Origin of the sequence: Proteus sp. STS61-E (genome assembly GCF_040932335.1) — a bacterium.
Lineage (GTDB): Bacteria > Pseudomonadota > Gammaproteobacteria > Enterobacterales > Enterobacteriaceae > Proteus > Proteus mirabilis_B.
The window spans coordinates 377442-400559 of record NZ_JBFQGE010000004.1 but is presented as its reverse complement, the minus strand read 5'-3'; the positions used below and the strand labels follow the sequence as shown (position 1 = coordinate 400559).

The 23118-nt window shown below is 36.7% G+C and carries 20 protein-coding genes; 11 read left to right on the top strand and 9 right to left on the bottom strand.

Going from position 1 to position 23118, the window contains the following annotated elements; genetic code table 11:
* The first annotated feature begins 24 nt into the window (after nucleotides 1-24).
* Nucleotides 25-327: a helix-turn-helix domain-containing protein gene (locus AB4J89_RS12130; protein WP_088494748.1), complete on the top strand. Its 303-nt coding sequence runs from the start codon at nucleotides 25-27 to the stop codon at nucleotides 325-327.
* Between the two features lie 71 nt (nucleotides 328-398).
* On the opposite strand, the gene AB4J89_RS12125 is transcribed toward AB4J89_RS12130, so the two are convergent.
* Nucleotides 399-1871, bottom strand: a complete 1473-nt coding sequence (locus tag AB4J89_RS12125; RefSeq protein ID WP_088494749.1) for an anion permease — start codon at nucleotides 1869-1871, stop codon at nucleotides 399-401.
* 521 nt (nucleotides 1872-2392) lie between these two features.
* Between AB4J89_RS12125 and AB4J89_RS12120 the strand changes: the two genes are divergently transcribed.
* Nucleotides 2393-3298: a LysR substrate-binding domain-containing protein gene (locus AB4J89_RS12120; protein ID WP_088494750.1), complete on the top strand. Its 906-nt coding sequence runs from the start codon at nucleotides 2393-2395 to the stop codon at nucleotides 3296-3298.
* Between the two features lie 75 nt (nucleotides 3299-3373).
* Here the strand turns inward: AB4J89_RS12120 and AB4J89_RS12115 are convergent, their stop codons facing one another.
* On the bottom strand, nucleotides 3374-4246 hold the full coding sequence (locus AB4J89_RS12115; RefSeq protein WP_088494751.1) for a pirin family protein: 873 nt from the start codon (nucleotides 4244-4246) through the stop codon (nucleotides 3374-3376).
* 280 nt (nucleotides 4247-4526) lie between these two features.
* Here AB4J89_RS12115 and AB4J89_RS12110 point away from each other — a divergent pair, with 280 nt between their 5' ends.
* From AB4J89_RS12110 to AB4J89_RS12080, 7 genes are all read left to right on the top strand, one after another.
* Entirely contained in the window at nucleotides 4527-5204 is a 678-nt protein-coding gene (locus AB4J89_RS12110; protein ID WP_088494752.1) for a hydrolase, read from the top strand.
* Nucleotides 5205-5309: 105 nt separating this feature from the next.
* Nucleotides 5310-5876: a YceI family protein gene (locus tag AB4J89_RS12105; RefSeq protein WP_088494753.1), complete on the top strand. Its 567-nt coding sequence runs from the start codon at nucleotides 5310-5312 to the stop codon at nucleotides 5874-5876.
* Nucleotides 5877-6423: 547 nt separating this feature from the next.
* Nucleotides 6424-8091 (top strand): acyl-CoA synthetase FdrA, encoded by a 1668-nt coding sequence (locus AB4J89_RS12100; RefSeq protein ID WP_088494754.1) that lies wholly within the window; start codon nucleotides 6424-6426, stop codon nucleotides 8089-8091.
* A gap of 12 nt (nucleotides 8092-8103) precedes the next feature.
* Nucleotides 8104-9369 (top strand): DUF1116 domain-containing protein, encoded by a 1266-nt coding sequence (locus AB4J89_RS12095; RefSeq protein WP_100160111.1) that lies wholly within the window; start codon nucleotides 8104-8106, stop codon nucleotides 9367-9369.
* Nucleotides 9370-9412: 43 nt separating this feature from the next.
* Nucleotides 9413-10240, top strand: coding sequence for a DUF2877 domain-containing protein (locus AB4J89_RS12090; protein ID WP_368469389.1), 828 nt, complete (start codon nucleotides 9413-9415; stop codon nucleotides 10238-10240).
* 47 nt (nucleotides 10241-10287) lie between these two features.
* A complete protein-coding gene (locus AB4J89_RS12085) occupies nucleotides 10288-11193 on the top strand; it encodes a carbamate kinase (RefSeq protein ID WP_088494756.1) in 906 nt (301 codons plus the stop codon).
* A gap of 25 nt (nucleotides 11194-11218) precedes the next feature.
* Nucleotides 11219-12463, top strand: a complete 1245-nt coding sequence (locus AB4J89_RS12080; protein ID WP_088494757.1) for an MFS transporter — start codon at nucleotides 11219-11221, stop codon at nucleotides 12461-12463.
* 58 nt (nucleotides 12464-12521) lie between these two features.
* Here the strand turns inward: AB4J89_RS12080 and allS are convergent, their stop codons facing one another.
* The 6 genes from allS to AB4J89_RS12050 all read right to left on the bottom strand — a co-directional run bounded on the left by allS (nucleotide 12522) and on the right by AB4J89_RS12050 (nucleotide 18860).
* A complete protein-coding gene (allS, locus tag AB4J89_RS12075) occupies nucleotides 12522-13436 on the bottom strand; it encodes an HTH-type transcriptional activator AllS (protein ID WP_088494758.1) in 915 nt (304 codons plus the stop codon).
* Nucleotides 13437-13815: 379 nt separating this feature from the next.
* Entirely contained in the window at nucleotides 13816-14637 is an 822-nt protein-coding gene (locus AB4J89_RS12070) for a lysostaphin resistance A-like protein (protein WP_368469386.1), read from the bottom strand.
* A gap of 329 nt (nucleotides 14638-14966) precedes the next feature.
* Nucleotides 14967-15902, bottom strand: a complete 936-nt coding sequence (locus AB4J89_RS12065; protein WP_088494760.1) for a phosphatidate cytidylyltransferase — start codon at nucleotides 15900-15902, stop codon at nucleotides 14967-14969.
* Complete coding sequence (locus AB4J89_RS12060; RefSeq protein ID WP_311755808.1) at nucleotides 15889-16611, bottom strand: lysophospholipid acyltransferase family protein; 723 nt, start codon at nucleotides 16609-16611, stop codon at nucleotides 15889-15891. Before AB4J89_RS12060 ends, AB4J89_RS12065 begins: the two co-directional genes overlap by 14 nt.
* A 3-nt stretch (nucleotides 16612-16614) precedes the next feature.
* Nucleotides 16615-17277, bottom strand: coding sequence for a CDP-alcohol phosphatidyltransferase family protein (locus AB4J89_RS12055; protein ID WP_088494762.1), 663 nt, complete (start codon nucleotides 17275-17277; stop codon nucleotides 16615-16617).
* Nucleotides 17278-18224: 947 nt separating this feature from the next.
* On the bottom strand, nucleotides 18225-18860 hold the full coding sequence (locus AB4J89_RS12050) for a response regulator transcription factor (RefSeq protein ID WP_368469383.1): 636 nt from the start codon (nucleotides 18858-18860) through the stop codon (nucleotides 18225-18227).
* A gap of 467 nt (nucleotides 18861-19327) precedes the next feature.
* On the opposite strand from AB4J89_RS12050, the gene AB4J89_RS12045 reads away from it, so the two are divergent.
* The gene (locus AB4J89_RS12045) at nucleotides 19328-20323 is read left to right on the top strand and encodes a LacI family DNA-binding transcriptional regulator (protein ID WP_088494764.1); all 996 of its coding nucleotides are present in this window, start codon (nucleotides 19328-19330) and stop codon (nucleotides 20321-20323) included.
* Between the two features lie 29 nt (nucleotides 20324-20352).
* On the opposite strand, the gene AB4J89_RS12040 is transcribed toward AB4J89_RS12045, so the two are convergent.
* Nucleotides 20353-21819 carry a glycoside hydrolase family 32 protein gene (locus AB4J89_RS12040; protein WP_088494765.1) on the bottom strand — a complete coding sequence of 489 codons (1467 nt, stop codon included), beginning with the start codon at nucleotides 21817-21819 and terminating at the stop codon, nucleotides 20353-20355.
* 273 nt (nucleotides 21820-22092) lie between these two features.
* Between AB4J89_RS12040 and AB4J89_RS12035 the strand changes: the two genes are divergently transcribed.
* Nucleotides 22093-23040, top strand: coding sequence for an aminoimidazole riboside kinase (locus tag AB4J89_RS12035; RefSeq protein ID WP_368469380.1), 948 nt, complete (start codon nucleotides 22093-22095; stop codon nucleotides 23038-23040).
* Nucleotides 23041-23118: the final 78 nt, after the last annotated feature.

Below are 23118 nucleotides of genomic sequence, written 5' to 3'. Positions count from 1 at the left end.
TCAATTTTATTTTTTGGAGATGTTATGAATAAAGAAATATCAAGATTAGTTGGCGCTAAAATTAGAGAGTTAAGAATAACACACAGTATGAGTGGCAGTGAGTTTGGTGCTTTATTGGGGATAAGCCAGCAACATCAATCTCGTTTTGAAAATGGTGAGTCAAACATCCATGCAGAAAGTATTTATATTTTATCCTATCTTTTTGATGTCGATTTAAATTATTTTTTTGATGGGGTTCAACATGTCGTTGATAAAGATAAAATAGAGAATAAAAAAAGTCATTATCAATCAGAGTCAATTATCGCAAGCAACGATATCTGGCGTTAACTTTATAAGATGCCTAACAATAAACTAGGCATCTTATATTTGTTTTATTTAAGGTAATGTTTTTTAAAACCTTACCAATATCCCAGTACTTTCCACCATACACTACCAAGGGTTATCCACACGATAAGGTTAACGACACTCATCACAAATCCTGTTTTCCACCATTCGCCCAATGTGGCGTAGCCGGAACCGAAAATAATTGGTGCAGTACCAGTGCCGTAATGTGTTAATGACATCATTAATGAAGATGAGAACGCCAAAATAAGCCCTAATAACATTGGTGGTGCGCCAAGGGCTAAGCCAGCCGCATAGAAAGCGGCAAACATGGCGGTAATATGGGCGGTAGTACTGGCAAAGAAATAGTGAGAATAAACATAGATTAGTACCAGTAATATCATGCCACTGACCCAACTTATTCCCATGCTATCAATACTTGCCCCCACACTGAGTGACAACCATTTAATTAATCCTAATTTTCCTAAGAAGGATGCCATCATTACTAATGCAGAGAACCAAACTACGGTATCCCATGCACCTTTATTTTTTAAAATATCATCCCAATTCAAAACACCTGTACATAATAAAATAGATAAGCCAATAAATGCTGCAGTTGTCGCATTAACGCTAAATCCATCTCCAAATAACAACGCAGGAACGCCAGCCCACATAATTAATAATAAGGCGAAGACGGCAAGGGTTATTTTTTCAGGTAATGAAATAGGCCCTAATTGTGCTAAACGCTCTTTAGCAAAATGAGGTGCGTTTGGGGTGCTGGTTATTTCAGGTTTATAAAGTAGATAAATAACAATAGGCATTAAAATTAATGAAACGATGGCGGGTACAAAAGCCGCAATTGCCCACATAGACCAACTAAGCTCATGTGTAGGATCAGTTTCACTAATAATTAAACTGACAATGAGTGGATTGGGTGCTGTTGCCGTAATAAACATGGCAGAAGTAATAGGATTTATATTGTAGTTCACTAAAGAGAGATAACGACCTATTTTACCACTAGTGCCATCTTCTGCTTTAGAGTTAAAACTGTCTGATATTGAACGCATAATCGGGTGAATAATTCCACCACCACGCGCGGTATTACTTGGTGTTACAGGGGCTAATATTGTTTCAGCAATAGCCAATGAATAGGCTATTCCAATGGTTCTTTTGCCAAATAGTGAAATAAAATAATAGCCAATTCGAGCGCCGAGTCCGGTTTTATTTAGACTCATAGAGACCATAATGGAGATACCAATTAACCAGATAAGATCATTGGAAAATCCACTTAATGCATCACCGATAGCGGCTTTAGTTGAATTAGGATTGGTGACACCAGTGACAGCAACTAATGCGATAGCAATAATAGAAACGGCACCGATAGGGAGAGCTTTACCAATAATAGCGGCGATAGTTCCAACAAAGAGTGCTAATAAATGCCAAGCATTGGGGTCAACTCCTTGTGGCACGGGAATAAGAAACCAGATAATAAGGGTAATAGAAACGGCGATTAATGTAGGTATGGGTCGTAATGGAGTTAATTTATTCATCAGGTATTCCATTAGGTTGCAGGTTAAATAAATAATCGGAAGTAAAAAAATAAAGCGAATAAGTATTTTTATTTAATACGATCTTATTAACATATTATTAAATATTCATTGATTAGTGTCATAAAAATAAAATTATCTATTAACTTAATTTTAAAATAAGAGATTTTATGTAACTCAATGTTATTGAAATATAAGGTGACTATTTATCATTTTGTTTTTATTGGTGTTTTTTTATTACAACTAAACTTTAATAATAAAAACCAATTCCAATGATAGGTGGAAATAAAATATAATTATGGTATGTGAATTTATCCCATGTCACATTTATAATATTAAATTGATAAGGTTATAACAGATTGTGTTATTATTTTTGGTCGTCTTTATTTTATTAACCTATGTGATTATAATGTTATTAACAATAGCTGAATAATAGTAAATAATATTTACAATTACTTTTGCCATAATATCGGTGCCTGAAACAATTCAGCTAAATATTGAAAATAACCTAATAGGTGATACGCATGAAGTATGATTTAAATGATCTCTACTATTTTGTGAAAGTCGTTGAGTTTGGCGGTTTTTCTCAAGCAGCAGAAACATTAGGTATACCTAAATCTAAGCTAAGTCGTCGTATTGCTGATTTAGAACAGAAACTCAATGTCTCTTTGATTTATCGTTCTACACGTCAATTTCATGTCACCAAAATCGGGCAGACATTTTATCAGCAGTGTAAAAATGTGGTCTCAGAAGCTGAAATTGCAGAAGAAGTTATTTGTTCAGCGCAAGGGCACCCACATGGCACCATTAAACTCTCGTGTCCTGTCGCATTATTGCAAATTTATATTCAAGATATTTTGGTCGATTTTATGGAAAAATATCCGGATATTAATATCCAGATATTAGCTATTAATCGTCCTGTTGATGTAATTAGTGAAGGCCTTGATTTAGCCTTGCGAGTAAGAGCATTACCGCTAGATGATTCAGGTTTAACGATGAAAATTCTAGGTTATTCTCGGCGTGTTCTAGTCGCCAGCCCTTTATTATTTAAAGGACAAGAGATCCCCGATTCGCCAGAACAACTGGCAGATTATCCTATTTTGGCAAATAGCGAACACTCACAACAATATACACTTACTTTAACTCATGAAAATGGTACGGTTTCCACACAACATGTGACTCCGAAATTAGCGACAACCGATGTTATTACACTTTATAAAGCAACACTAAAAGGATTAGGAATAACTCGATTACCACTGAGTGTGGTTGAAAAAGACCTACAAGATGGCTCGTTAATTGAAGTGTTGCCAAGTTGGCGTTTTCCTAAAGATGTTATTCATGCAGTTTATCCGTCAAGAAAAGGGTTATTGCCTGCTATTCAGGTATTGCTGGAATACCTTGCTGATAATATGTCGCCATTGAAAGAGTAAGTACAATATAAAAACGGCTCCAAATATTAAAGGGAGCCGTTTGATTTTTATTGTTTGTTGCATGAAATAAAAGTGTTATTCGTTAGGAATACGACCAAATTTACCTTGGTTAAAATCATCAATAGCTTGTTTGATTTGAGCTTCGCTATTCATGACAAAAGGGCCATAACCTACAACAGGCTCATTAATAGGCTCACCACTGAGATATAAAACAATCGCATCTTCAATAGCTTCAAGATTAACTGAACCACCTTCATTATCTAAAATTACCAAATCACCTGTTTGTAGTTGAGTTTGATTATCAAGATAAACACTGCCATGTAAAACCACTAAGCCAACATAGCGATCTTTTTTCGTTGGTAATGTGGCCGATTTTGCACTCTTTAATTGAATGTCCCACACATCAACGGGTGAAAAAGTTTTTGCTGCGCCATGTGTGTCGTGATAATCACCGGCAATAATGCGCATTTGTCCGGCATTATCTGCTAAAGGAAGTACAGGGATCGCGCTTTCTTTTAGCAATTGATAGCCAGCAGGTGCCGATTTAGCCTCAGATGGAAGATTAACCCACAATTGCACCATATCTAACACACCGCCTTCTTTGGTAAATGCATCAGAATGATATTCTTGATGTAAAATACCTGATGCCGCGGTCATCCATTGCACGTCACCAGGGCCGATTACGCCACCTTCTCCGGTGGAATCATGGTGTGCAACTTCACCTTTATAAACAATAGTGACCGTTTCAAACCCACGATGAGGGTGTTCACCGACACCACGATTATGTCCTTGAGATGCAGGAAAATCAGTAGGGCCTGCTCTATCTAAAAGTAAAAATGGGTTTAAATACTTACCATGATTACCATAACTAAAGAGTGAGCGAACATGAAAACCATCACCAACCCAATGTTGACGAGGTGCTTTATAAATACCTATGATCTTTTTCATAAAATGTTCCTATAAAATTTCTATAGGACCTATTTTAGAGCGCCTAATATATTTAAGTAGTGCCAAAAATAGGTTTCATCATCCTAAAAATAGAACAATAATAAAATGTTTCAGTGTTCTATTTTTAGAATAGTGTTTATCAGAATTGCTACTACCGAGCTTTTAATTAATTGATTATTGTTTATTACAACGAAAGAGAAACGATATAAAAATATTTTTCTCTAATATTGTTCTTCAATCATGTTAATAATCAACTTTATTAATTAAAAGGAATAAATAAATGAGCACTCCAGCAAATTTTAATGGTCAGCGCCCTGTAATTAATCCAGAAGATGCTGTTATGTTATTAATTGATCACCAAAGTGGTTTATTCCAAACGGTTGGTGATATGCCAATGACTGAATTACGAGCGCGTGCTTCAGTATTAGCAAAAATAGCAACATTAGCTAACATGCCTGTTATTACAACGGCATCTGTACCACAAGGTCCTAATGGTCCATTAATTCCTGAAATTCACCAAAATGCACCGCATGCGAAATATATTGCACGTAAAGGTGAAATTAATGCTTGGGATAATCCAGAGTTTGTTGAAGCCGTTAAAGCAACAGGCAAAAAGCAATTAATTATTGCCGGTACTATTACTAGTGTTTGTATGGCATTCCCTGCAATTAGTGCCGTTGCTGAAGGTTATCAAGTCTTTGCAGTGATTGATGCATCAGGTACTTACAGTAAAATGGCTGAAGAAATTACCTTAGCTCGCGTCGTTCAAGCGGGTGTAGTACCGATGGATACCGCAGCAGTTGCTTCTGAAATTCAAAAAACATGGAACCGTGCTGATGCAGCAGAATGGGCGCAAGCGTATACTCAGATTTTCCCTGCTTATCAGCTATTAATTGAAAGTTATAGCAAAGCTCAAGATGTATTAAAAAATAACGAAGTTTTAGATTCTCAGCGTTAATTAATTTTTAACTCTCTTTGTACTTTGTATTCTCTGTGTTTAAAAATGCCTATAAAGTATTTTCTTTATGGGCATTCTTTTATAAAAATATATTAGGAAACTATAATGAAACTTATTTTATCTGCCATCATATCATCATTATTACTTGTGCCAGCAGTACAAGCTAATGAATATAAACTTGAACCAACGCATACTAAAGCCATGTTTTATATTGATCATTTTGGGACTTCAACTAACAGTGGTGGTTTCTATGAAATTGAAGGTGATTTAACCTATTCACCTGAAAATAATATAGGAAAAATAAACGTTTCTATTCCAGTTAAAACATTAAATACGGGTTTAACGGCATTTGATAATCATGTGAAAAGTGCCGATATCTTAGATGCAGATAAATACCCAACAATTCAATTTTCTTCAACAAAATGGTATTTCTCTGATAATAAACCCACATCCATTGAAGGGCTATTAACGATGAAAGGAAAAACATTGCCAGTTAAATTAACAACAACCAAGTTTAATTGTTATGAAAGCCCTGTGTTTAATGCGCCAGTCTGTGGTGGTGATTTTGAAACAACCATTAAACGTTCAGATTGGGGTGTAGACTTTTTAGTTAAAGAAGGGATGGCTGATAATATGACATTAAAAATTCAAGTAGAAGCAATTAAGCAGTAACTTAAGTCATATATTAAATATTCTTTCTATTTTAAAAGCCTTATTAAATACAAGGCTTTTTTGTTATTTGATAAAATAAAATGTAATTAAAAATAAAGGTTAATTTGAAAATTTAAGAAAGAAAAATAGCCTTTTTTTATTTGTTGATAATAATTATTTATTGCTGTATGTTATAAAATTGTAACTTGCAAATCATTTCTCTTTGTTTTATTTGAAAATTATAGCTTAATGATTGTTTCTTGTTCGTTAAATCCTCCTCTAGAGTTTTTGATTTTATTCCTAAACCAATAAACTTTTCTCATCATAATTTATTTAATAAATATCGTTCCATTAAATAAAAATTTTTTACAATAAATAAGTGTGACTTCTATCACTCTACATTTTGATATTTCTTCAGTATGTTTATACGCAGAGATTAGAAATTAATAAATCAGACATTTATTTATATTGCTTAATAACTTAAGCAAATAGGCTTCTTATTATCAAAAAAACGAAATGCAAATAGATATGTGCTGTTACATATATTAAATGCGTTAAGGATATCATAATGATCCATGCTTTTATTAAAAAAGGGAGCTTTCAGGATTCAGTAAGCCTGATGATTATTTCCCGAAAATTAAGTGAAGCCCCAGAGGTGGAAGAAATTTCCGTCATGATGGGAACACCAGCGAATAAATCTCTTCTTGATGTCACCGGTTTCTGGCATGACATGTTTAACGAAGCAACACCGAATGACATTTGTGTTTCGATTAAAGCGGAATCAGACGATCCAGCCATTATCGACATGATTTCTACTGCGTTGGAAGAAGCACTTGCAGAAATTGCAAGCGGTCAAAAAGGCGGCAACAAATTAACGACAGTACGTAGCTGGCGTACCGCTAAACAAAAAAGCACTAATGCCAATATGTTGCTCATCTCTATTGCTGGTGAATATGCTGCTGAGCTAGCAGATACTGGTTTAGAAGATGGCTGTAACGTTATGCTGTTCTCTGACAACGTATCTATCGCAGATGAAAAAGCATTAAAAGAAAAAGCAGCGGCGAAAGGTCTGATTGTTATGGGACCTGACTGTGGTACGGCAAATATTGCAGGAGCTCCTCTTGCTTTCGCTAACATTGCACCGAAAGGTTCAATTGGTATTGTTGGCGCATCAGGTACAGGTATTCAAGAAATTACCTCTCAAATCGTTTTACAACGCCAAGGTATTTCTCACTCAATTGGTTTAGGTGGTCGTGATTTAACAGAGCAAATTGGTGGGATCAGTGCAATCACTGCTATCAATATGCTGGCTGCTGATCCTAATACTCGTGTTATTGCCTTTGTTTCTAAGCCACCAGCACCTGCGGTTCGTCAAAAAATCATTGCAGAAATGAAACGCCATAATAAACCGATTGTGGCTCAATTCTTAGGAACAACACCTGAGAAATTCCAAGACGACAATATCTATTTTACTCGTACTTTAGATGAAACCGCACGTATTGCGGCTGAATTAGCGCGTGTTGAAGATATCGCAGCAGAATTACCAAAAGTTGCAGGTAAGAAAATCATTGGTCTTTATGCTGGCGGTACGTTAGCGGCTGAGTGTGCCATGTTGTTATCTGAAAAACTTAATGTTGAAGTCGATAACGAGCATAAACAAGGCACGATGCTAGATGCAGACGGCCACAAAATTATCGATATGGGTGATGACTTCTATACACAGGGTAAACCACACCCAATGATTGACCCATCTACACGTAACAAATTTATCAGTGAGCTTAGCAATAAAACAGAAGCTGGCGTGTTACTGGTTGATTTTGTTATTGGTTATGGTGCAACTCAAGATCCAGCTGGCGCGTTAATTCAGGAAATCAAAAAACTGAATGAGAAACGTGGCGAAGCTAATCCACTGATCACTATCGCAACCATCACTGGTACTGAAGACGATCCACAAAACCGTAGCGAACAGCAAAAACAGCTGAAAGAAGCGGGCATTATTGTGATGGATACGTTGCCAGAAGCCGTTTTATTAGCAAAAGAATTAATCCAGCCACATCCAGCAGAAGCACATGCTGAAGTGTCGCCACTGCTTAACGGGATCTCTGTGATCAACGCAGGATTACGTAGCTTTGCAGACGATCTGCAATCAAGTGGCACCCCTGTTGTTCATTATCAGTGGGCACCTGTCGCAGGTGGCAATAAAAAACTGGCTGAAATATTAAAGAAATTGAAATAAGGAATTGCAGATATGTACTCAACTATCGAACAAGCGAATGAAGCAGTTATCGAACGTATCCGTGAAGCCCGTCCTCACTGGTGTGATGTTAGCTTAGCAAAAGAAGTTGTTCCTGCTTTAGAAACAGGTAAAAAATTACTTCACGCAGGTCCACCAGTGACTTGGGGTGAAATGAGTGGTCCTGTTCGCGGTGCATGTATTGGTGCTTCTTTATTTGAAGGCTGGGCAGAAACTGAAGAACAAGCATTAGCCATGTTAGAAGCAGGTGAAATTGAGTTTATTCCTTGCCATAACGTAAATGCAGTAGGCCCAATGGGCGGTATTACTTCTGCTCATATGCCAATGCTGGTTATCAAAAACCACATTCATGGTAACTACGCTTACTGCAACATGAATGAAGGTATTGGCAAAGTGATGCGCTTTGGTGCTTACGGCCCAGATGTGCAAGAGCGTTTACATTGGATGCAAAATAGCTTAGCACCAGTATTAAAAGCAGCGATTGCAACGTTTGAAAACGGTATCGATCTGACTGCAATTATGGGGCAGGCAATTACGATGGGTGATGAATTCCACCAACGTAACATCGCTGCATCTGCACTGTTACTGCGTCAGCTGGCACCAGTATTAGGCACTTTAGATTTCGAAGAAGCTGAAATCACAAAAGTGACTAAATTCCTGAGCATTACAGACCAATTCTTCCTGAACTTAGCAATGGCTTACTGTAAAGCGGCGATGGATGCTGGTGCTCAAATCAAGCAAGGTACTATCGTCACTGTAATGACACGTAATGGTAGCAACTTTGGTATCAAGATCAGCGGAATGGGTGACCAATGGTTTACCGCTCCAGTAAATACACCACAAGGTCTGTTCTTCTCTGGTTTTAGCCAAGCAGACGCAAACCCAGATATCGGTGACAGTGCAATCACTGAAACTTTTGGTATTGGTGGCGCAGCAATGGTTGCGGCTCCTGGTGTAACACGCTTTGTTGGTGCATCTGGTGGTATGGATGCAGCGCGCGAAGTAACTGAAGAAATGGCTGAGATCTACCTTGCTCGTAACATGATGTTGCAAATTCCGACTTGGGATTTCCAAGGTGCATGTTTAGGCTTAGATGCACGTCGCGTTGTTGAAACAGGGATCACTCCACTGATTAATACGGGTATTGCACATAAAGAGCCGGGTGTTGGTCAGATTGGTGCAGGTACTGTACGCGCACCTTTAGGCTGCTTTGAAAAAGCGATTGTTGCTCTTGCTGAAGAGCTAGGTATCGACGCTTAATCTCGTTTTCTAACGACAAAGTAGCAGCAATAAAGGGGGCATTATGCAAATTCAAGCACTTCAAACCAGCCAGCATATCACTGACTTTGAAGGTGAGATTAAATGTGTGGGCATTTATGACCATGCTTTGAATTTCATTTGCCCTCAACAACGCTTAATAACTTTTCATCGTGAAGGAAGAGGATTAAGCCCGATGGGATGGTTACTGAAACAAGATGACTTTGATTATTTTGCAAAACAGTGCCATCCCTCGATTGCGATGAACCTTAAAAATCATCAAGCAACACTCGCAAATAAGCTCACATTGATCGCAGGTCAAAGTGAGAATTTGCGCTTACAAGATAAAGCGGATTTAGATTTGCGTTGGTTAGAAAGTTTTTTTTCTCTGTTATCACCCGCGATTGCAACGGGGTTATATGGATCACTGAAAAATTACCGTCAAGTCGCGCAACTCAGTGAAATTAAGTTATTAACTAAGCTGTTTCATAATCAGCTATTAGGCAATGCTGTTAACTGGGCTATTTTTACAGGGAAAGGCCCCGGATTAACACCAAGTTCAGATGATATGCTGGTGGGTATGTTATTTGCACATTATTTAGTCGAGCCAGAAAATAAACTTAATCATTTTTTTAATAACACACCGCCTTTATCTGAATTGACCACTATTGTCAGTAAGCATTATTTGGAATATGCCACACAGGGAATATTTTCTACCTATCTCATTCAACTAGGTAAAAAAATAAAGAATAAAGAGATTATTTTTAAGGATATGTTGGAAATACTCTCTATTGGTCATCATTCCGGCGCGGATACATTACTGGGATTATGGATTGGTTACCAAGCTAAAAAACAACAACAGCATATTGATTAATTTTTTTTAATAAAAGAATTTATATAAACATTCGGATACGGATAATTATGAAAACAATTGTTATTGCTTTAGGCGGAAATGCATTATTGCAACGCGGAGAAGTTTTGTCTGCTGAAAATCAATATAAAAATATTGAATTGATGTCAGAGACAATTAATAAATTAGCTAAAGAGTATCGTGTTGTATTAGTACACGGTAATGGGCCTCAAGTTGGATTACTTGCGCTGCAAAACCTTGCGTATCAAGATGTTCCTGCATATCCATTGGATATCTTAGTAGCAGAAAGTCAAGGTATGATTGGTTATATGATGATGCAAAAAATTAATCAAAATAACCCTGAACAAGCTATTACAACGGTAATGACTCGAGTTTCAGTGGATATTAATGATGAAGCATTTAATGACCCAAGTAAATTTATTGGCCCTATTTATGATGAAGCTGATAAAGAAGAATTAATTGCTAAGTATCAATGGACATTTAAACAAGACGGTAAACATTATCGCCGTGTTGTTCCATCACCAACACCGAAAAAGATTATTGATATCGAGGCAGTAAGACTTTTATTAGATAAAGGTCATATTGTTATTTGTGGTGGCGGTGGTGGTATTCCAGTCAACAATTCAAATAATGAATTTATTGGTAGTGAAGCTGTTATTGATAAAGATTTAACTGCGGCTTTAATTTCTCGTGAATTAAATGCAGAGCACTTTGTGATTTTAACAGAAGCTGATGCTATTTATAAAAATTGGGGTACACCAGAACAAGCTGCAATTCGTGAAGCAACACCAGAAGAACTTGCACCAATGGCTGTCGCTGATGGCGCAATGGGACCAAAAATTATGGCAGTGAGTGATTTTGTTAATGCAACAGGGCAACAAGCTCATATTGGTGCATTACAAAATATTCAACAAGTTATTGAAGGTCAGTCTGGCACTTTAATTTATAAGTCTTAATAAAAATTCTTTCAGGAGCGTCATTATGAACGATGCACAAGTGAATGAGAAAGGCAAAGTCCCTTATTGGGTCAAACTGACCATTATCTTCTTCTTTGGTTGGATTGCGCTGTATGGTAGCCGTGCCATTGTTGGTCCTTTAATGGTAAATATTGGTGCTGAGTTTGATCTGTCTAAAGCTCAACTTGGCTCCATCATGAGTATTTTCTTTATCGGATATACTGCACTAAATATTCCATCAGGCATGATTGGTGACTATTTAGGTAAGAAAAAAGTATTAGTAACAGGTGTTGTTCTCTTTGGTGGATTTACCATCATTGCGGGTATGATGCCAACTTACGTGACCTTTATGTTTGCATGGGTCATGGTGGGGATATTCCAAGGTTTCTATTATGGCCCTCAGTATGGTTTATCTTCAGAAGCGATACCAAAGCATCGTATTACATTAGGTAGTGCGATTATTAATAGTGGTATGGCATTTGGTCTGTCTATTGGTTATTACATCTCAAGTATTTCTGTTGGTGAGATGGGAATGAGCTGGCGTGCTCCGTTCTATATTATTGGTGTGCCAATCATTATCATTGGCTTAGTGATGTTATGGATCATCAAAGATAAGCCAAAAGGACAACCTGCGACAGAAAATGGCGCTCCAAAACAGAAAGTTAAGCTGACATTTAAAGATTTATTTGGTAATCGCAATATCAACCTTGCGTATGTCACCATCTTTTGTTCAATCTATGGCTTCTTTGTATTAGTAACTTGGTTACCGTACTACTTAGAGACTGAGCGTGGAATTACAGGAACTCAAATTTCAACTATTGCATCATTAATGCCATGGTTTGCTATTCCTGGTTCACTTATTTTTAGCTGGGTTTCAGATAAAATTGGTCGTCGTAAACCTGTATTACTGATCATGTTACCGCTGTCATTAGTCGCTATTCTTGCTGTACCAATGTCAGAATCAATGCCTGTATTAATCGGTGCTCTGATCCTTTACGGTATTGTAGGTAAAATCAGTACAAACCCAGTACTTGTTGCTGTGGTTGCAGATAACTCACCGCGACATGCACTAGGTACATCGTTTGGTGTTTATAACTGTATCGGTATGTTGGGCTCTGTTTTTGCACCAACATTAACAGGTTTCTTATCAGACAAAACAGGTAGCATGGACTCTGGTTTCTACTTTGCAGCTATTCTGATTTGTATCGGTATTGTGGCAAGTCTCTTTATTAAAGAAAGCAACAACAATAATGAAGAAGCTAAAGCGTAGTACGCTATTCAGATAATCACTGAATAAACAGTAAAAGGGCAAACTTCGGTTTGCCTTTTTAATTTAAAGGATCGTAAAACGATTGCACGCTAGGATGATTTTGCTTAAACAACTCCACTAAATAACTTACCACAGCGCCTTTTTTATCTTCACACCATGCTAATGATAGAGGGGAGTTATGACGACGATTTTTCACTTCTTTTGCAATTAGCTGTCCGCTATCAATAAGCGGTTTGCATAAACTTAATGGCAAAAATCCTATTCCCACGCCTTTTAAATGGCAGGCTAATTTGGTGTGTAAATCAGGTACACGAATTTCATGCTGACCTGATAAGCGCCATGCAGTGCGTTTAGAAAGATGACGAGAGGTATCTTCGACGTTTACAGCAGAATACATACGCATTTGGTCATCACTTAATACACCACTAACATTGGCTAAAGGATGATTAGGCGCGACAACAAATTGCCATTGAATTTCACCCATCGCACAAATGTTAATATTATTCTTAAGGGATTCATTACCAGTAACGCCGATAGCAAAATGATAATCTTCGTTAATAAGCGCATCCCAAACACCCATATAGACTTGGCGAGTAATATGAAACTGAGTAGAAGGAAAGCGTTGATGAAGACAAGCCAACATACTGGCAACCGCAGTGCGATCATAGAGTAGATTATTGATGACAATATTCACTTGATGTTCGACACCCGCGTTCATTTGCTGAAGTTCCACAGGCATTGACTCTAACCATACAATCCATTGACGACATTTTTCTAATAGATATTCGCCCGCGGGTGTCAGTGTAACGGTTCTTGTGGTGCGATTAAAAAGTTGGGTACCGATATTTTCTTCTAATGTTTTTATACGGTAACTAATTGCTGCTGATGTTTTATGAAGCACATCGGCTGCTTTGGTAAAACTTTGGCAATCGGCGACCTGTATAAAGGTACGTATCATTTCTTGGTCTAACATATCTTTTGTCCTGGTAATAAGAGAGGCAAAATATCAGCAGATAATGCTGAACTAAAAAAAGCAAACAGAGCAAAGCTTACCTATTTTTTCTGAGGTCTATACCGCAAAGTAAGACAACTTCTTATCGTGTTAATGGATGTTATTATTTTTGGCTTATTGTTGTTCGCCGTATGAAGTTTTGATTATTTATAGATAAGCGATAAAGCATACTAACAAAAAATTTCATCAGATGATGGGCGCAAATAAGAATATCTGTATTCTATTTGTGTGATTGCTTTCACGTTTCACTCATCCTTTTACTGACGAAGTTAAGATATCAGTAAAAGGTGGTGATAGTTAGAATAAAAAGCAGATCATCACTGAGATGCTAAAATAGAGGTCACGCTATTTTAAATGGATAGGTAAAAAAGAGCAGGTGAGTCAGATTAAGTGCAAAGTGAAAAGCGGTTGAAACCCAAAGCCGACCACTCCACATCCATGCTAATCCATAAATAATACCCGCCAGTGAAGCAAATATAATTAATAGTAATCCACCTGCAAAATGCGCTAATCCAAAGATAATGGCTGCTATTAATAGCGCAACATAAGGGGGAAGATAACGTGATAATGTTTGTTGAATAACACCTCTAAATAAGGCTTCTTCAGCAAGTGATACAAAAAAGAGGTTAGCGAGAATAAAGGCAGGTAACCACGATGGTAAATGTAATTCAATCGCCAATCCTCCCAGCTTTACAGCGATCAATAATAGTGCAGGAATGGCAATAATTAGCATTGCCCACTGTAATTTATTTGCTTTTTTTAATGGTTTGCAGACAAAAAGTGTAGGAATAAAAATCAGAAAAATAAAAGGTAATAATGCTTTATCGGCATTGAAATAAAAAGAAAAAGGGGCGCTTTTCATTCCTATAATGGCATGTGAAAGGTAACGTAAATTGTTAAAACCAGGAATAAGGTGAAAAGTTAATCCACTGGCAATAATAACAAGTGCGAGAATGATGATTGCTCTAAGTAGAGGCTGTTTTTTATAGCGAGAATAGGCGAACGCGAGTAAGAGAATGCTAAAAATAACTGGCAAGGTTTGCCATGTAATAACACCTGTTATAAATGCGCTAAGCGCTGTAAATATCAATGTAATAAACGCAAGCGAGCGATTGAAACCCAGAAATAATAAAGAAAAAGCAAGAAATAGCCAAGTGATCATAATTGTAAAGGATCTAAAATAAAAAGGAGTGCTAGGGTAAAAGATAGCAGCCTTCTAGGCTATCATTATAAATAAAAAAGTAGAGAAATCAGACCTGTTTACTCGCTGTATTTTTATTTAATATTTTGATTTATATATAGAATGTATAATGTTGATTTTTAATCTAAAATTAAAACAAATGTTTAATTTATATGATGATAGTCAATTCGTGATATTAAATTAGTGAGTTATTAGCATGAGTAAACAGAGAATATAAAAATGCCGATGGTTTAATATCGGCATTTGAGTCTACATTGGGCTAGTTTTATTTTTGATTAAACAAAGGAAAACTAAACGTAAAAATAGCGAATAACATGGAAGAATATAGGTGCTGCAAAGCAGAGCGAATCCATTCTATCCATCATGCCACCATGACCTTCGATCATCGTACCAAAATCTTTTACGCCACTGTCTCGTTTGATTGCAGACATACATAAACCACCAGCAAAACCTGCCAATGTAATGACTAAAGAGAGTAAAAATGCCGCCCACCATGAGAACGGTGTTGCCCACCATAACATCATGCCAATAAGGCTGGCGGAGATAATTCCACCAAAAAAACCTTCCACTGTTTTATTTGGACTTAATTTAGGCACGATAGGATGTTTGCCAAATAATTTACCAAACACATATTGAAGTACGTCAGAAACTTGCACCACTATCATTAAGAAGAGCAGTAAATTGATATTACGGCCTTCAAAACCTTCTATTGGTAACATTAAAAGTGCAGGTGCATAACTTAGGCAATAAATTGCTATCATCACGCTCCATTGTACTTTTGCCATACGTTCTAAGAAGTGGCGAGTGTCACCGGAAAGTGCCATACGTGTTGGTATTAATAAGAAGGCGTAAACCGGGATAAACACCGCCATTAAGTTATACCATTGCACGCCAACAAGAATGTATTGGATAGGTAATATAACGAAGAAGCACCAAAAGAGCGCTTCATGGTCGCCACGATGTGTGGGCGTTAAGGTGATCAGTTCGCGTAATGCAAGCCATGAGATAATGGTAAATAGGACGACAGAGCCAATTGCTCCAATTCCTATGGCAACACCTGCGATAATACACATTACCCACCACGCGTTGATCCTTGAATTAAGATTAGTGATAGTGGAAGTAGGGCCTTTTACGGCAGCTAAAATAGCACCAATAATGCTGGCGACAATTAAGAAAGAGAAGAGCCCGATAAAGATCCATAGGACTTCATTATTAATACGTTCCATTGTGTAGCTCCTCTAACGCACTTTTTGCTCTTACCAGAAACTCTTGTTTACTTTCATTTTCATGAGTGGAGCCAATAGGAGCACCAAAAATCGCACTGCAAATAACAGGAACAACTAAACGAGAACCTTTAGGGAGGACTCGATTTAAGTTTTCCAGATAAATAGGGACTAATTGCACATTCGGATTTTTACGAGAAAGATGCCAAAGACCCGCTTTAAAATCTTGAATAGATTCGCCGTTACCTCGAGTACCCTCAGGAAAGATAATTAAAGAATCACCTTGGTCTAAAATTTCTTGCATCAGGGCAAGTGCATTGACTTTATTTGGTGTAGATGATGCAGAGTCATTAGTGGGTTGTTCCACGATCTCTTCACAAGCGTTTTCTTCTTGTGGAAAATTCATTTTGGCTGCATGACGAGGAATAAGAATAGCTCTAAAGATGCGACGAGATAAATAACGGCGTAAGCGGTTTTTATTCCAATAATCTTCAGCGGCAACCGGATGAACATAAGGGCGAATATTGGGCGAAAGACAAGACCAAATAACTAAGCCATCAAGATGACTAGAGTGGTTAGCGTAATAAATACAAGGTGTATCTTTCGCAATAGGAGAGGTTTGTTTAGCGCGAATACCCGTTAAGAATCGACAAATAGAGACTAAAACGGATGATACCACTTTTGCATCTAAAGCAAGTTTTCCATTTTTCATTAATCAGACACCTTGTGCTAAATCCCGTAAAATTCGACGGGTTCTGAAAATTGTGGTCAGCGTTGAACCTAAAATAATAATCCATAATGAAATAAAAAAGAGCCATATTCCCCAAAGACTCGGAATAAATGCAGCAATAACAGAAACAGTAGTTAATAGCGCCATTCGGTGTTGTTTTGCCATAGGGCCTGTAAATTGTTGGTCTAATCCACAAGCACCACCTAATACGCGAACATAAGCGGTCATTACCGCAAAAAAAGCGCCCACCCAGCTCAACGTAATTGCCGTAGAAAAGTCAGAGGAGAGTCCATAACCGACACCTAGAATAATTAAAGTATCGGCAATTCTGTCAGGTAATTCATTATAGACAGCACCTACTGGGCTTTTCATGCCGCCTTCGACGGCAACCATACCATCTAATAAATTACAAATTAGGCGACCTTGGATCATGATAGCTCCAAGTATCAATAAAATTGAGCGTAATAATCCAGATGTGTAAAAGAGAGCACAAAAGAGTGATAAGCCTGCAAGTAATGCAAATACGACACTAAACACAGAAATACCATTAGGGGTTGCCCCTTTTTGTTGTAAGTAGCGACTGCACTTTGTAGCCCAGTTTGTTTGCCTTGCTTTTATAGGACGACGGTTTTTATCTTGAGCGTTCATTTTTCTTTGTAAAAGGCGAGTTAGGAGGGTATAGCATAAGGGTATTTGTACAAAGTGAGAATAAGAATAAACGTATAAGTTTATCTTATATTTTTTTTATGCCGATTAATTCCATTTTGTTATGCTCATATTAAGACTATAAATCAATCAGTAATAATAATTTGTTTTTCTAGGTGTTAATACTTATTCAAATCTAGTGCATTATACTTACATGATAAGATCATTTAATGATGCTCTTTATTTGAGTATTATTAAGTAGAAATGGTAAATAATGTATTACGTTAATTAAACTATAAAGAGAATAAATTTCTTAAGTGAAAGGGAGTATAAAGGGAAATACTTATTATTATTTCTTATTTTACTGTTTAAATAATCGCAATTAAAACACTTCGATTAGAATATTCTTATAAGTAATTTTTTGTTTAAAATGAAAATCAAAACGCATAAACAGTCTTTAAATGGGCATAAAAAAAAGAGACAGGAATTCCTTTTGTATTATTTTTTAATCATTAATAATTTTCTTCGTAAAATAAGAATAAAGAAAATGAGAAACTAAAAATGAGAATACTCATCTTTATAATAAGTAAAAAATGATTTATATCAAATGAAGAGCTTCATTTATTCTTATATTGCTATTATTAATAAAAAACAATCATAATAGTTATTAATAATAGCGATTATGAAAAATAATATATACAAGTGTTTTAAATTGAAATTAAACGAACACTAATGAAAGGGTGGCATCAAAATAAGTTGCCGCCCTTTCTATCGTAGAATGGTGTTTAACGTATTAATTATTCCCATATTAGGTGTAATTCATCCAAAATAGAATATTTTTAGAAGTACAGTTTTCTCTCATTAATAAAATATAATGAAAAATTAAACAGGTCATATCGTTATATCGCTAGATAACACAACCCATTGATAAATAGAAATCACATTGTAAATCAACTTGCTCTTAAGTCATATTTCTTAAAGAAATCATATTCTTGAACTAATTGTGGTAGTGATCTTATTTTCAATTTTGTATACATATTTGAACGATGTACTTCAACGGTACGAGGCGATAGAGAAAGTTTTTCTGCCGCTTCTTTGCTCGTATTTCCCTCAAGGATCATCTCCATAACCTCTTTTTCTCTATTAGATAACTTACCAAATTTATCTTTTAGAGATATATATGTTCGGAATTGCTCAACTTCACTTTCATAATGTAGGAAAGATTCCGAGACAATATTAAGAAGTTCATTCACATTTAGAGGGCGAGTTAAATATTCAAAAGCCCCTGATTTAAATGCGCTACGACAACTCTCAATGGAACTATCCCCAGAAATAATAATAACAGGGATGATGTTTCTCAATTTGTTGAGTTCTTTAATCAGTGCAATTGATGGTGCCGCACTGCTTTTTGTATTAATTATGATGCACTCTTTATGAGCTCCTTTTATCGATGAAAAATAGTATTTCAAGAAAGCCTGTTCATTTGAATAGATTTTCACATTCGCCGCTAAAGAAGAAAGAACGGCTTTAAGTTGAACTTTTGTACTGTCATCTTCAAAAGTGATTAAGTGGATTATTGATTCCATATGTTGCTCCTGGTTTTACTCTGCTCTTTCACTAAAAGTGAATGAGTAACGAAATTTGACTAATTTATAAGTTTTTTATGTAGGGTGACATTCACGCAACGGAGCCATATTCAGAATATATCAAATTAAAAATGATTAATACTTCTGTATTATATTATAGATAAAATATCAGAACTTTGTTTTGTTTCAATATTTGTATTTTATAGATAAGAATAATTCATTTCTATAATGAAGGAAGGAGATAACTATTATTAATTGTAACTAAGTTTTTTCTCGTAAGTGATTTTAACTATATTAAACTCATTTAATAAGTAAAAAAATAATATATTTAGGTGTCTTTTTATGGGGCAATTAATAGTCGCATTTAGTTACAATTCAATTCCCTTTGTGGCTTTTTGACTTTACTTCTTGTAAAATAGCACTTTATTTCTATTGATCCTTTTTAATAAACCAATCGAGCCAATACTATGGCGTCACTGAAAGATGTAGCTCGACTTGCATCCGTTTCTTTGATGACAGTCTCAAGAGCGATTAATAACCCTGAGTTATTAAAACCAGAAACACTGAAACAAGTCCAAAATGCGATTGATCAACTTAACTATGTTCCAGATTATTCTGCACGAAAAATTCGTGGTCAAGGAACAAAAGTATCATCAATTGGTGTTCTGGCAATTGATACCGCAACGACACCATTTTCTGTGGAAATGATTTTATCGATAGAACAAACCGCAAGAGAATTTGGCTGGAGCTCATTTGTTGTCAATTTAACTGCGCAAGATTGTTATGAAAATGCCATTTGGCAGCTTTTGGCTCAACGTCCAGATGGTATTATTTATACCACGATGGGCTTGCGTGAAATCACCGTGCATGAAAAGTTGCTTGATAAGAATTTAGTGTTAGCAAACTGCTTGGATAAAACGCACGCTTTTCCAACTTATATTCCCGATGATTATCATGGGCAGTATTTTGCAATGAAAAAGGTTATCGAAAAAGGGTATCGCCGCCCTTTATGCTTCTATATACCTGAAGAGTCTGTTGCAGGTCCTATTCGTCGTAAGGCTGTTGAAGATGCTTGGCAAGAGGCTGGGCTACCATTGGCGAACTTACAACAATATACGATGATGTTTGGAGATGAGCACTATCGTGATGTGATTGAAATATTGAAAAAGCATTGTGTTCAACAAAAAGCAGATTTTGATATTCTCATTTGTGGTAATGACCGTATTGCATTTCTAGCGTATCAAGTTTTACTTTCTATGGGATTACGCATTCCAGAGCAAGTGGCTGTTTTGGGTTATGACAATATGATTGGTACAGGAGAGCTGTTTTATCCACCATTAACAACGGTACAATTGCCTCATTATGAATTAGGTAAAGAAGCGACGTTGCATATCATTCAAGAACGGAACCATAGAGATACGGTACACGTACCTTGCCAATTAGTTGAACGTGAGTCTATTTAAAGACTCACGTCTTACTTAACTTATCAATATCAGTAAATACTATTTAACTGCCAATATTCACCATTAATCAGTGTTGCATCACCGTTCATGGCAAAAAGACGTAATGTACGAGCATCTTGTTGAGCATAATATCGACTGCTAAAGGTGAACTCACCTTTGTTTACAAAGATTTCAATTGATGAGCGATCAATGAAAATACGTAAATTCAATTCACAACCTTCAGGTAATGGAATACTTCGAGCGCCACTGATATTGTGCTGAGGATAATGACGATTAAGAACTAACCGGTGTGATTGATTATCAACAAAGAGCTCAAGTCCTTCACCTAGCCATAAGCCGAATTTTTCAGCGTTACTGTTTAAAGATAATGTTAAGTCGAGTTCGATAGCTGGAGTGTTATCGAATAGCTCTATGGATTGATTACTGAGTGTTAATGGCTGGATAGACTGTTTTTCTTGGCGCAATGATTCGACTTCTTTAACGGGGATCATGCGTAAGCGATTTTTGGATTTATCAAAAGTGATTTCACGAGGGAGCGTAAAACAGCCAGACCAAAATTCAGATTTTGAAGGCATGGGCGAATTCCACATATCCATCCATCCCATAGAAACGCGACGACCATCAGGTGTCGTAAATGATTGTGGCGCATAATAGTCATGGCCATTATCAAGTTCAATAAAATGCCCTTGTGGTTTAAAGGGTTGATTTGGTGACCACTGACCAATTAATGCACCAGATTGAAAGAGGTTACGATATTGATAGCCTTCGGCTCGTTTTCCTTGTGGTGAGAAGACGATTGCAAATTCATTTTCTTGGCTAATAGGGAAGAAATCAGGGCACTCCCACATATAGACATTTTTATCATCCGTTTTTCCTAAAACAGTGTAATCATTGTTCCACCGCTGATCTTCCACAAATAAGGTGTCGCTAGAGAAGAGTAGGACTTGTCCTTGATCTTTTTCATCACGAGCACCAACAACCATCCACCATTTACCTTCTTGATACCAAACTTTAGGATCACGAAAATGCATATAACCTTTAGGGGGTTCTAAAACGATCCCTTTTTTCTCAAAATGAATACCATCTTCACTGATAGCAACACATTGCGCTTCATAGATTTGGCTATCATCACCTTCGTCTGCTAACCAGTTGTGTCCTGTATAGAAAAGATAGAGTTTGCCTTCATGGCTAATGGCTGATCCTGAGAAACAACCACTTTTGTCGTAGTCATCCCCTGGTGCTAATGCAATAGGTTGGTGTTGCCAGTGGATCATATCGGTACTTGTGGCATGTCCCCAATGCATAGGTCCCCAATCTTGGGAATAAGGATGGTGCTGATAAAAAGCATGATATAAACCATCGTGATAAATAAGACCATTAGGATCGTTTAACCAACCCGCAGGTGCGGCCAAATGAAACTGGGGATAAAATTTATTGCCTCGTTTTTCAATCAAGGTATTTAAGGCTTTTGTTGATTGTTCTAAGCGGTGTTTCATATCATTATCCTTATTATATGTCAGAGTTATTAGTGTGTTTTTAAGATCACTGAAAGGGTAAAGAACAGATGTAATCACACTATTACTCTTGTTGTTAACGATAACATTTCGAGTGAAAAAAATACGATGTATGAGATTGACTTTATCATATTATCTTATTATGTTAACGTTATCAGTGTGGATTTACGAGCAATATCTTTATTTATTCGTTATGAATAGCCATAAAAACAGAATATAGTTAAGAAAAATAATTGCTTATCTTCTGGAGAGATTATGAAAGTCTGGTCTTTAGGTGACGCTGTTGTTGACTTGATCCCATTGCAAAACATGCAATATGAAGCATGTGCTGGTGGTGCGCCAGTCAATGTTGCTGCAGGCGTTGCTAAACTCGGTCAACAAAGTGGTTTTATTGGGCGTGTAGGTGAAGATGCGTTCGGCCATTTTATGCAAAAAACACTGTTTGATCTGGGTGTTGATACTCGTGCAATGGAATTTGATGAGTTTCACCGTACCAGTACTGTTCTTGTCTCTTTACAAGAAAATGGTGAGCGTGATTTTACTTTCTTAGTTGCTGAGTCTGCTGATCAATTTTTAACAGAAAAATCTTTACCTGCATTCGAAAAAGATATTTTGCATTTTTGCTCTTTAGCATTAGTGAATCCCATTTGTCGCTCGACCTTAGATTGTGCGATCAAAAGTATTAAAGAAAGTGATTCACTACTGAGTTTTGATATTAATTTACGTCCTCAAATGTGGTGTGATCATGAAGAAATGCGTGAAGTTATCGATAATTATGCGCATAAAGCAGACATATTAAAATTATCAGAAGATGAGCTAACATGGATGACACAAGAAGTGACATTGAATAATGCACTCAAAAAATTAGAAAATTATCCCGCTCGTTTAAAAGTGATCACTCAAGGCTCTAAAGGTTGTTTAGTTTTAACGCCAAATACGCAAGTCGCATTTAGTGCCTTTACTGTCGAATGTATTGATACAACAGGTGCTGGTGATGCCTTTATGTCCGGTTTGTTAGCTGCGCTTGCTGAATATGGTTTTGCTGAAGATGAACAATATCTATCAAAAATAGTGACGCAAGCGGCTGCTTGTGGCGCTTTAGCCACCACTCAAAAAGGGGCGATAGCTGCGGCACCAAGTCGTAAAAAATTACATGATTTTGTTCAGCAACAACCACCTTTACATGTTAGGGAGATTTTCTAACAATTCACCCATTTTTTCTGGTTGTGGTTTTTACCACGGTTTTCCCTTAATGGTATTTTCCTATTCTCCATTTATAAC

Coding starts and splice junctions, on each gene's coding strand:
- AB4J89_RS12085 (WP_088494756.1), top strand. CDS start 10,288: ATGAAAACAATTGTTATTGCTTTAGGCGGAAATGCATTATTGCAACGC.
- AB4J89_RS12065 (WP_088494760.1), bottom strand. CDS start 15,902: ATGGAACGTATTAATAATGAAGTCCTATGGATCTTTATCGGGCTCTTC.
- AB4J89_RS12070 (WP_368469386.1), bottom strand. CDS start 14,637: ATGATCACTTGGCTATTTCTTGCTTTTTCTTTATTATTTCTGGGTTTC.
- AB4J89_RS12090 (WP_368469389.1), top strand. CDS start 9,413: ATGCAAATTCAAGCACTTCAAACCAGCCAGCATATCACTGACTTTGAA.
- AB4J89_RS12110 (WP_088494752.1), top strand. CDS start 4,527: ATGAGCACTCCAGCAAATTTTAATGGTCAGCGCCCTGTAATTAATCCA.
- AB4J89_RS12080 (WP_088494757.1), top strand. CDS start 11,219: ATGAACGATGCACAAGTGAATGAGAAAGGCAAAGTCCCTTATTGGGTC.
- AB4J89_RS12100 (WP_088494754.1), top strand. CDS start 6,424: ATGATCCATGCTTTTATTAAAAAAGGGAGCTTTCAGGATTCAGTAAGC.
- allS (WP_088494758.1), bottom strand. CDS start 13,436: ATGTTAGACCAAGAAATGATACGTACCTTTATACAGGTCGCCGATTGC.
- AB4J89_RS12115 (WP_088494751.1), bottom strand. CDS start 4,246: ATGAAAAAGATCATAGGTATTTATAAAGCACCTCGTCAACATTGGGTT.
- AB4J89_RS12060 (WP_311755808.1), bottom strand. CDS start 16,611: ATGAAAAATGGAAAACTTGCTTTAGATGCAAAAGTGGTATCATCCGTT.
- AB4J89_RS12055 (WP_088494762.1), bottom strand. CDS start 17,277: ATGAACGCTCAAGATAAAAACCGTCGTCCTATAAAAGCAAGGCAAACA.
- AB4J89_RS12125 (WP_088494749.1), bottom strand. CDS start 1,871: ATGAATAAATTAACTCCATTACGACCCATACCTACATTAATCGCCGTT.
- AB4J89_RS12050 (WP_368469383.1), bottom strand. CDS start 18,860: ATGGAATCAATAATCCACTTAATCACTTTTGAAGATGACAGTACAAAA.
- AB4J89_RS12120 (WP_088494750.1), top strand. CDS start 2,393: ATGAAGTATGATTTAAATGATCTCTACTATTTTGTGAAAGTCGTTGAG.
- AB4J89_RS12045 (WP_088494764.1), top strand. CDS start 19,328: ATGGCGTCACTGAAAGATGTAGCTCGACTTGCATCCGTTTCTTTGATG.
- AB4J89_RS12130 (WP_088494748.1), top strand. CDS start 25: ATGAATAAAGAAATATCAAGATTAGTTGGCGCTAAAATTAGAGAGTTA.
- AB4J89_RS12040 (WP_088494765.1), bottom strand. CDS start 21,819: ATGAAACACCGCTTAGAACAATCAACAAAAGCCTTAAATACCTTGATT.
- AB4J89_RS12105 (WP_088494753.1), top strand. CDS start 5,310: ATGAAACTTATTTTATCTGCCATCATATCATCATTATTACTTGTGCCA.
- AB4J89_RS12095 (WP_100160111.1), top strand. CDS start 8,104: ATGTACTCAACTATCGAACAAGCGAATGAAGCAGTTATCGAACGTATC.
- AB4J89_RS12035 (WP_368469380.1), top strand. CDS start 22,093: ATGAAAGTCTGGTCTTTAGGTGACGCTGTTGTTGACTTGATCCCATTG.